Here is a 7,632-nt window from a genome sequence, read left to right as displayed (position 1 = left end):
TTACGTTCCACCAGTTAGCGCAAAAATAAATAGATAAAAAATGATAGCACAGAGCAGGGGAAGCGTCAAGCACAAAACAGATGCGAGGGCATAGCAGGCTGGAGACACAAACTTTTGACAGACCTACCGCCAGGTTGATTGTTGAGAGGTTGGGAGATGTGGTTTCAAAAATTAATTTGACATACAAGAACATCTGTGCTAAAATGGTTCCAGCTTACAGAACAGATGTTTTGTATTTTACGGAGGTATTCAACGTGGCCAACAAAGAAAATAATGGCAGAGAAAAAGCCTTAGAAATCGCTCTGGGCGATTTAAGAAAAAGATTTGGCGAAGGCGCAATTATGCGCCTGGGAGAGCGCAATGAGCTTAACATTGAAACCATTCCCACCGGCTGCCTGTCTCTGGACATAGCCCTGGGGATCGGCGGCCTGCCCCGGGGACGGGTGGTGGAAATTTATGGATCGGAAAGTTCTGGCAAAACGACGTTGTGCCAGAACATTATTGCCGAGGCCCAAAAACAGGATGGGGTGGCCGCCTTTGTGGACGTTGAGCACGCCCTGGATCCCAGCTACGCCGAAAGATGCGGGGTCAAAATTGAAGACCTGTACGTTTCTCAGCCCGATACCGGCGAGCAGGCTTTGGAAATTACCGAAGCTCTGGTTCGCTCCGGCGCGGTTGATGTGGTGGTGGTTGACAGCGTGGCCGCCCTGGTGCCTCGCGCCGAAATTGAAGGCGAAATGGGCGACTCTCACATGGGCCTGCAAGCGCGGCTCATGAGCCAGGCGCTGCGTAAATTGTCCGGCACCGTCAAACAGAGCAATTGCCTGCTCATCTTCACCAACCAACTGCGTCAAAAAATTGGGGTGATGTTTGGCAACCCCGAAACAACCACCGGCGGCATGGCCCTGCGTTTTTACGCCTCGGTGCGTATTGACATCCGCCGCATCCAGGCCATCAAAGACAGCGGCGACGTGATTGGCAATCGCACCAAAGTGACCATCAAAAAAAATAAAGTGGCTCCACCCTTTCGGGTATGCGAATTTGACATCATGTACAACCAGGGCATTTCCAAATCGGGCGACATCCTTGACATTGCCGTTGAGGAAAATATTGTAGACAAGCGCGGCGCGTTTTACTCGTATGGCGAGCAGCGGCTGGCCCAGGGCCGGGAAAACGCCAAAACCTTTTTGGAGGCCAACCCGGAACTGATGTTCACCATTGAGAATCAGGTGCGGGAAGCCAAAGGCTTACCCTGGCTTGACCCCGCCGCCTTTGCCGAAGCTTTGAATCAACCCGAAGTAGCCGCGGCTCTGGCCGAAATGGAACAGGCCGAGCTTTAGAAAATTAAAATCAAACTCTTAAAAAAGAGACGCCCGGCCCGCGTCTCTTTTTCTTTTTCCGGCTAAACATTCCGGCCTAACGGGTATATAATGGGTCTTTCTGATCCGGCCTTTCGCCGAAATTCACAACAAAGGCTCAACAATGAAAACAAACCCGGCTATTGCCGACTTTCTGCACGACTTGCAAAAAAGAATCACCGGCAACCTGCGCGCCGATGAATACAGCCGGATTCTGTACAGCACCGACGCCAGCATCTATCAGGTGATGCCGCACGGCGTGCTCATTCCCAAAACGGTTGCAGACGTGCAGGCCGCCGTAGAATTGGCGGCCCAATATCAGGTCCCCCTTTTGCCGCGCGCCGCCGGCAGCAGCCTGGCCGGACAGGCGGTGAACGAAGCGTTGATCATTGACCTGACCCGCCACCTGGATGCGGTGCTTGAAGTTAATCCCGAAGAGCGCTGGGCCTGGGTGCAGCCGGGCGTGGTGCTTGATCAGCTCAACCTCCACCTCAAACCAATAGGGCTAAAATTTGGCCCGGACCCGGCCAGCGGCAACCGGGCGGCGCTGGGGGGCATTACGGGCAATAATGCCACCGGCAGCCACTCGCTCATTTACGGAATGGCCGCCGACCATATCCTGGAAACCAACGTTATCTTGAGCGACGGCAGCCGGGCTACCTTTGGCCCCCTGAGAACCGCTGCCCTGGCACAACGCCAACGGCAAAACGGGCTGGAAGGCCACATCTACCGGCAGGTAAGCCAGATCGTGCAAACCCAGGCCGGCGCCATCCGGGCAGGAACGCCGCGCCATTGGCGGCGCTGTGGCGGCTACAACCTGGACCGTTTTGTTGAGGGGGTGTCGCACAACTACCCGCAGGATCACCGTTTTAACCTGGCCAAGTTGATGTGCGGCTCGGAGGGCACGCTGGCCGTTATTACCGCGATCAAATTGAACCTGGTGCCGCGGCCAACCCAAACCGCCCTGGCCCTGATCCATTTTGACAACCTGTGGGAAGCGCTCACCGCCGTGCCGGTGATACTGGCGGTGGAACCGGCGGCTGTTGAATTGGTGGACAACCTGGGCTTGACCATGTGCCGCCGGGTGCCTGCCTACAGCCGCCTGTTGGCCACCTTTGTAGAAGGCGCGCCCCACTGCTTACTCATCACCGAGTTTTATGGTGAGAGTGAAACTGAGCTTAGAGCCAAAATCCAGACCCTGAGAGAGCATCTTAAAAAAGAAAAAGTGGGATTTACCGCCCTTGTGCCGGCCCTAAACCCCAAATTGCAAAATAATGTCTGGAGCGTGCGTAAGGCGGCCCTGGGTTTATTAATGAGTATCAAGGGCGACCACAAGCCGCTTCCTTTTATTGAAGACGCGGCGGTGCCGGTGGAACATCTGGCCGATTACATCTCCGGCATTGAAAATTTTTGCCGCGATTTGGGCACCAAAGTAGTTTACCATGCCCATGCCAGCGCCGGTTGTTTGCACGTGCGGCCCCTGATCAACGCCAAAGTAGCCAGCGAGGTTAACAAGTTGCCCGTGATTAGCCGCTTTGCCATAGAACTGCTGGGCCAGTACGGCGGCGCCTTTTCCAGCGAACACGGCGACGGCCGGGCGCGCAGTTGGCTCAATGAAACATTTTTTGGCCCGCCCCTGTACGGCCTGTTCAAAGAGGTCAAACAGGCCTTTGACCCCCACAACATTTTCAACCCCGGCAATATTGTTGACGGCCCGGCGATGACCAAGAACCTGCGTTTTGGGGCCAATTATCAAACCATCCCGGTGCAAGAATTCCTTGACTTCAGTGACGATATGGGATTCCACCGGGCGGTAGAGATGTGCAACGGCGCCGGCGTATGCCTCAAACGAACCGAAGGAACCATGTGCCCCAGTTTTATGGTGACCCGCGACGAAGAACACAGCACCCGGGGCCGGGCCAACGCCTTACGGGCTGCGCTCTCCGGCCTCCTGCCGCCGGAAGCCTTGACCGGCGAGCGAATGTATGAGGTGATGGACCTGTGCATTGAATGTAAAGCCTGCCGGGCCGAATGTCCCTCGGCGGTGGATATGGCCAAAATCAAATTTGAATTTTTGAGCCAGTATTACGCCAAACACGGCATCCCCCTGCGCGCCAGGCTTTTTGCCGACATCGCCCGGTGGAGCCGTTTGAGCTGCGGGCCACAGGCGCCCTTGATCAACGGGTTCATGCGTAACGGTCTTGTCAAATGGGGGTTAGAAAAATTCATAGGCATTAGTGGCCGGCGGCAGATGCCGGAATTTGCCCGCCAGCCGTTCCACCGCTGGTTCAAAAAGCGCAAGTCGGGGGGCAGGGATCAGAAAGCGGGAAATACAAAACGAGTTGTTTTATTTAACGATACGTTCAATAACTATAACTACCCTCACGTGGCTATTGCCGCTGCGGAAGTGTTGGAGGCCGCCGGCTTTGAAATAAGCCTACCCGGTCACCAGTGCTGCGGGCGGCCAATGATTTCCAAAGGATTGGTCCACAAGGCCCGGCACGCGGCCCAAAACACGGTTGACCGGCTGGCCCCGTTTGCCGAGCAGGACATTCCCATTGTGGGCCTTGAACCCAGTTGTTTGCTCTCGATGCGTGATGAATACCTTTATCTATTACCGGACGACCCGCGGGTCAAACTGGTAGCCAAACATTGTTATACATTTGAGGAGTTCATAGCCAAGTTAGCCGACGAGGGTCAACTGGCGTTGGAATTTAAACAAACAGTTCGCCACATTTTGCTGCACGGCCACTGCCAGCAAAAATCGCTGGTGGGCACCGGCCCCAGCAAACGTGCGCTCACCCTGCCGCCCGGTTACACCGTCACCGAAGTTGACTCCGGCTGCTGCGGGCTGGCCGGTTCGTTTGGTTATGAGGCGGAGCATTATGCCATCTCTATGGCTATGGGCGAGCGGCGGTTATTCCCCGCTATCCGGGAGCAGGCCGAAACAGTGATCATTGCCGCCGCCGGGGCCAGTTGTCGCCAGCAAATGAAACATGGCACGGGCAAACACGTTATGCATCCCGCCGAAATTTTAAGGGACGCAATTAAATAAAAAACTAAAAACAACCTTGACGCAATGACCAAGAGTATGGTATAGTCGCATAGTGTTAGTCAACAAGTCAGTTTTTGAGCCAATAAAGAGGTACAACCCCGATGGACCACTACGAAATGTTGCGCAAAGTGAGCCGCACCTTTGCCCTGTCTATTGAACAACTGCCCCAAGTTCTGCGCGATTCTATCACCGCTTCATATCTGTTATTGCGGGTGTCTGACTGCCTGGAAGACCATGACACCATGCCGCCGGAGCGCAAGGCTGAACTGCTGCGGTTGTGGGCCCAGGTGTTAAGCAATCATACTACCGTAGAAAGCCTAACCAAAAACATTTCCGATCTGGACAGCAGCGACCCCGAAGTTTACGTGGCCCAGCATGCCGGTCAGGTAATAAAACAACTGCACACCCTACCCCCCGAAATTCAACAGGCCATTGTTAAACACGTCAACCGCACCTCTATGGGCATGGCCTGGTGGCAAGAGCACGGGCCTTACGTGGAAAACGAACAGGCTTTGGATGATTATATGCACCAGGTAGCGGGCAGAGTGGGCTATTTGCTCACGGATATTTTTGCCTGGTATTCGCCCATCATCCGCGAGCGAAAAGAACAATTAATGCCTCTATCGCGGCAGTATGGGCTGGCCCTGCAAACCGTTAATATTATCCGGGGAATGCGCAAGGATTACGAGCGAGGCTGGGTGTTTGTGCCCCGCACTTTTTATGAGAGGGTGGGCCTCACCCGCGACACGCTGTTTGCGCCTGACAATCTGGACAAAGCGATGCAGGTGGTAGATATGCTGGCCGATAAAGCCGAACGACACCTTTGGCACGGGATGACTTATATCACCGCCTTTCCCCGCTACCAACACCGGATTCGGCTGGCCTGCATGTGGCCCCTGTTTTTTGCGGTTAGAACGCTGGCCATCAGCCGCAATAATGCCAACGTGCTGATTGCCGAAGCCAAAATGGGCCGGCAGCAGGTTTCCAAAATCATGCGCGATACCAGCGTTTTCGGCTGGTCAAACCACTGGTTGGTGCGGTACTACAGGTATCTAGCGAGACAACCGGCCAAATCTCTCCTTCAGGGCAATATTTAGCAATGATTTTTGCCTTGCGTTGACCATTTTCTGTAAACAAAGTGACTTGCAAGTTCAACAGGGCCAATAACCGGCGTTTACCCTCATGAACGGCCTGTTTCAATTCCGGGTTATTCTGCCCTTCTGCTTCTGCTTCGCGCAATGTAGCCATATCGTCGGCTACCTGGCCGGCATACGCTGTCAGACTCATTATCTGTTCATCGGATAGAGACTTATCTTCCAGTTGGGCCACTAGCTCCGCCTTGCGCTGCTTCAGTCCATCCAGAACTTTTTCTGTTTTGGCAATGTCCGCGCCTTTTTTTGCTCTGGCCATATCGCTGGACAGGAATCTCATATTTTGCAGGTCGTCTTCCCACTCCGCCGTTTTTTCTACAATCAATTGCTCAACATGGCCTAATTCTTGCTTTATGGGTTCTACCTTGTTTTCTTGCCGGGCCTGGTAGCCGCGCAATCCCTCAATCAGTTTATCCTTATCCCTTGAGATTTCTTCCAGCCGATTCCAAACCAGAGTGTCTACCAGGTCAACCCGAAAACTCAAAGAGCTACATTCCTTCGCCCGCGCCCGATCCTTATTCATAACGGTTGTGCAGCGATAATAGAGATATGTGCTTCCTGGTCGGCTGTGTTTAGCCTGGCCAATCATGCTACAATTGCACTCGCCACAAGTTATCCGACCCGACAACAGATAACGGCCAGGCTTCCGGTTGCGTTTTGCGTAAGTTTTGTTTTCCTCTAGCCGTTTTTGAGCCGCTTCCCAAATATCGCGTTCAACGATAGCCGGGACAGGTACAGGAATCGCGTCGGCGGTATGGGTGCGGTTATTCCGGTTGCGTTTTCCATAACGCCAGACCCCGGCGTATGTTTCGTTTACAATGATGTTGCGTATCATGCTATGCGTCCATTTTAAACTTTTTCTCTTACGAACCTCCATTTCGTTAAGCCGGGCCGTAATTTTCATCAGAGATAAAATTTCGCCGTTTTCATCGCCCAACACAAACCAGGTGAATATCAACCGGATTATAGCCGCTTCTTCTTCCACAATCTCAAAGTACCAACGCTTATCTATGTTGATTTTTCGGTAACCATAAGGCGCAGTTTTGCCGTTTGGTACCACATAACCGTCACGCGCTCTCTTGAGTCGCCCTTCGTGCAATTTTTTGACCGTTTCTATCCGGTCTTCCCCGGCTCTCCAGCCTTCGAGAAATTGTATCACCTTCTCAGTAGCATTATCTTTTTTCAAAACAACAGGGCGTCCCACTTCGACATTATGAAACGTGACATCCAGCCCTTGCCATTCTCTTTGAAGTATCATCAGGTCAACGCTGGCCCACTCGCCCCGGACAAGCCGATTGGTTTTGTAGACAATCACGTGATTGGCCTGCCCGTTCCTGAGTATCTCGCGCACTCTGTTAAGTTCCGGCCTCTCTAACACTTTGCCGGTAAAGTCCTCTTTGAAGATACACTCTTGAGGGACATACAATCCATTGGCTTGGGCATAGGCCAGGCACTTCTCCACCTGGTTGTCAATACTTGTCCCGTTTTCGGCCTGTTCATCGGTGCTAACTCTGGCGTAAATTATCGCCCTCTCTTGCACTACAAAAGCAAAATCTTGCGTTTTGGTCTCTTGTTGCGTTGTCATTTTCTTTGCTCCAATCTGCTAAAATTTAACCGCTAACCCTTTTTTTGGCTTTGGTGGGATGACTAAGTTTATAATCTCTCTCATAGGGCCTATATACTTCTTCACGATGGCCAAAATAGCCCTTCATGTAACTTTTAACCCTGGCGTCAAATTCGACAATATCACCGGGCTGTAAATCCAACGCTGCAAAACTTTTGGTGAGATTAAACCACAAATGCTCGGTTACAATGTTATCAGTATCAACAAGGCAAACGTTGGTTAATAGGATAGTTGTTTCCTCTCGCCCTTTCCATCCCCGCTTTTTACCGAAACGCTCAAAAGTTCCGTAAAATCTAGCTCGCTCACCGTTCATTTTGCCCAGTTCTTTTCGAGGCATCATTCTGTCCTTTCTTTGGAATTATTACCCGGTAATAAAACTGCTCTACTTGCTGCTGGCCCCCATCCATAAATGAGGGCCAAAGGGCCAGGCGAGCAGTTTAGGCG

Annotated in this window: 5 protein-coding genes; 3 read left to right on the top strand and 2 right to left on the bottom strand. The window is 52.6% G+C overall.

All coding sequences use genetic code 11. The annotated features are described in order from the left end of the window. Window positions 1-254 precede the first annotated feature (254 nt). The 3 genes from recA to JW953_02105 all read left to right on the top strand — a co-directional run bounded on the left by recA (window position 255) and on the right by JW953_02105 (window position 5,510). A complete protein-coding gene (gene recA / locus JW953_02115) occupies window positions 255-1,340 on the top strand; it encodes a recombinase RecA (GenBank protein ID MBN1991469.1) in 1,086 nt (361 codons plus the stop codon). A gap of 142 nt (window positions 1,341-1,482) precedes the next feature. Then, window positions 1,483-4,413, top strand: coding sequence for an FAD-binding protein (locus tag JW953_02110; protein ID MBN1991468.1), 2,931 nt, complete (start codon window positions 1,483-1,485; stop codon window positions 4,411-4,413). A 101-nt stretch (window positions 4,414-4,514) separates the two neighbouring features. Beyond that, on the top strand, window positions 4,515-5,510 hold the full coding sequence (locus JW953_02105) for a squalene/phytoene synthase family protein (protein MBN1991467.1): 996 nt from the start codon (window positions 4,515-4,517) through the stop codon (window positions 5,508-5,510). Here JW953_02105 and JW953_02100 read toward each other — a convergent pair. Next, window positions 5,404-7,149 (bottom strand): recombinase family protein, encoded by a 1,746-nt coding sequence (locus tag JW953_02100; GenBank protein ID MBN1991466.1) that lies wholly within the window; start codon window positions 7,147-7,149, stop codon window positions 5,404-5,406. The two genes, JW953_02105 and JW953_02100, sit on opposite strands and share 107 nt — an antisense overlap. Window positions 7,150-7,174: 25 nt before the next feature. Next, the gene (locus tag JW953_02095) at window positions 7,175-7,528 is read right to left on the bottom strand and encodes a hypothetical protein (GenBank protein ID MBN1991465.1); all 354 of its coding nucleotides are present in this window, start codon (window positions 7,526-7,528) and stop codon (window positions 7,175-7,177) included. Window positions 7,529-7,632: the final 104 nt, after the last annotated feature.

The sequence above is a fragment of the Anaerolineae bacterium genome (genome assembly GCA_016931895.1).
Classification (GTDB): domain Bacteria; phylum Chloroflexota; class Anaerolineae; order 4572-78; family J111; genus JAFGNV01.
This window is presented reverse-complemented; position numbering and strand designations above follow the sequence as displayed.

Coding starts and splice junctions, on each gene's coding strand:
- JW953_02110 (MBN1991468.1), top strand. CDS start 1,483: ATGAAAACAAACCCGGCTATTGCCGACTTTCTGCACGACTTGCAAAAA.
- JW953_02105 (MBN1991467.1), top strand. CDS start 4,515: ATGGACCACTACGAAATGTTGCGCAAAGTGAGCCGCACCTTTGCCCTG.
- JW953_02100 (MBN1991466.1), bottom strand. CDS start 7,149: ATGACAACGCAACAAGAGACCAAAACGCAAGATTTTGCTTTTGTAGTG.
- JW953_02095 (MBN1991465.1), bottom strand. CDS start 7,528: ATGATGCCTCGAAAAGAACTGGGCAAAATGAACGGTGAGCGAGCTAGA.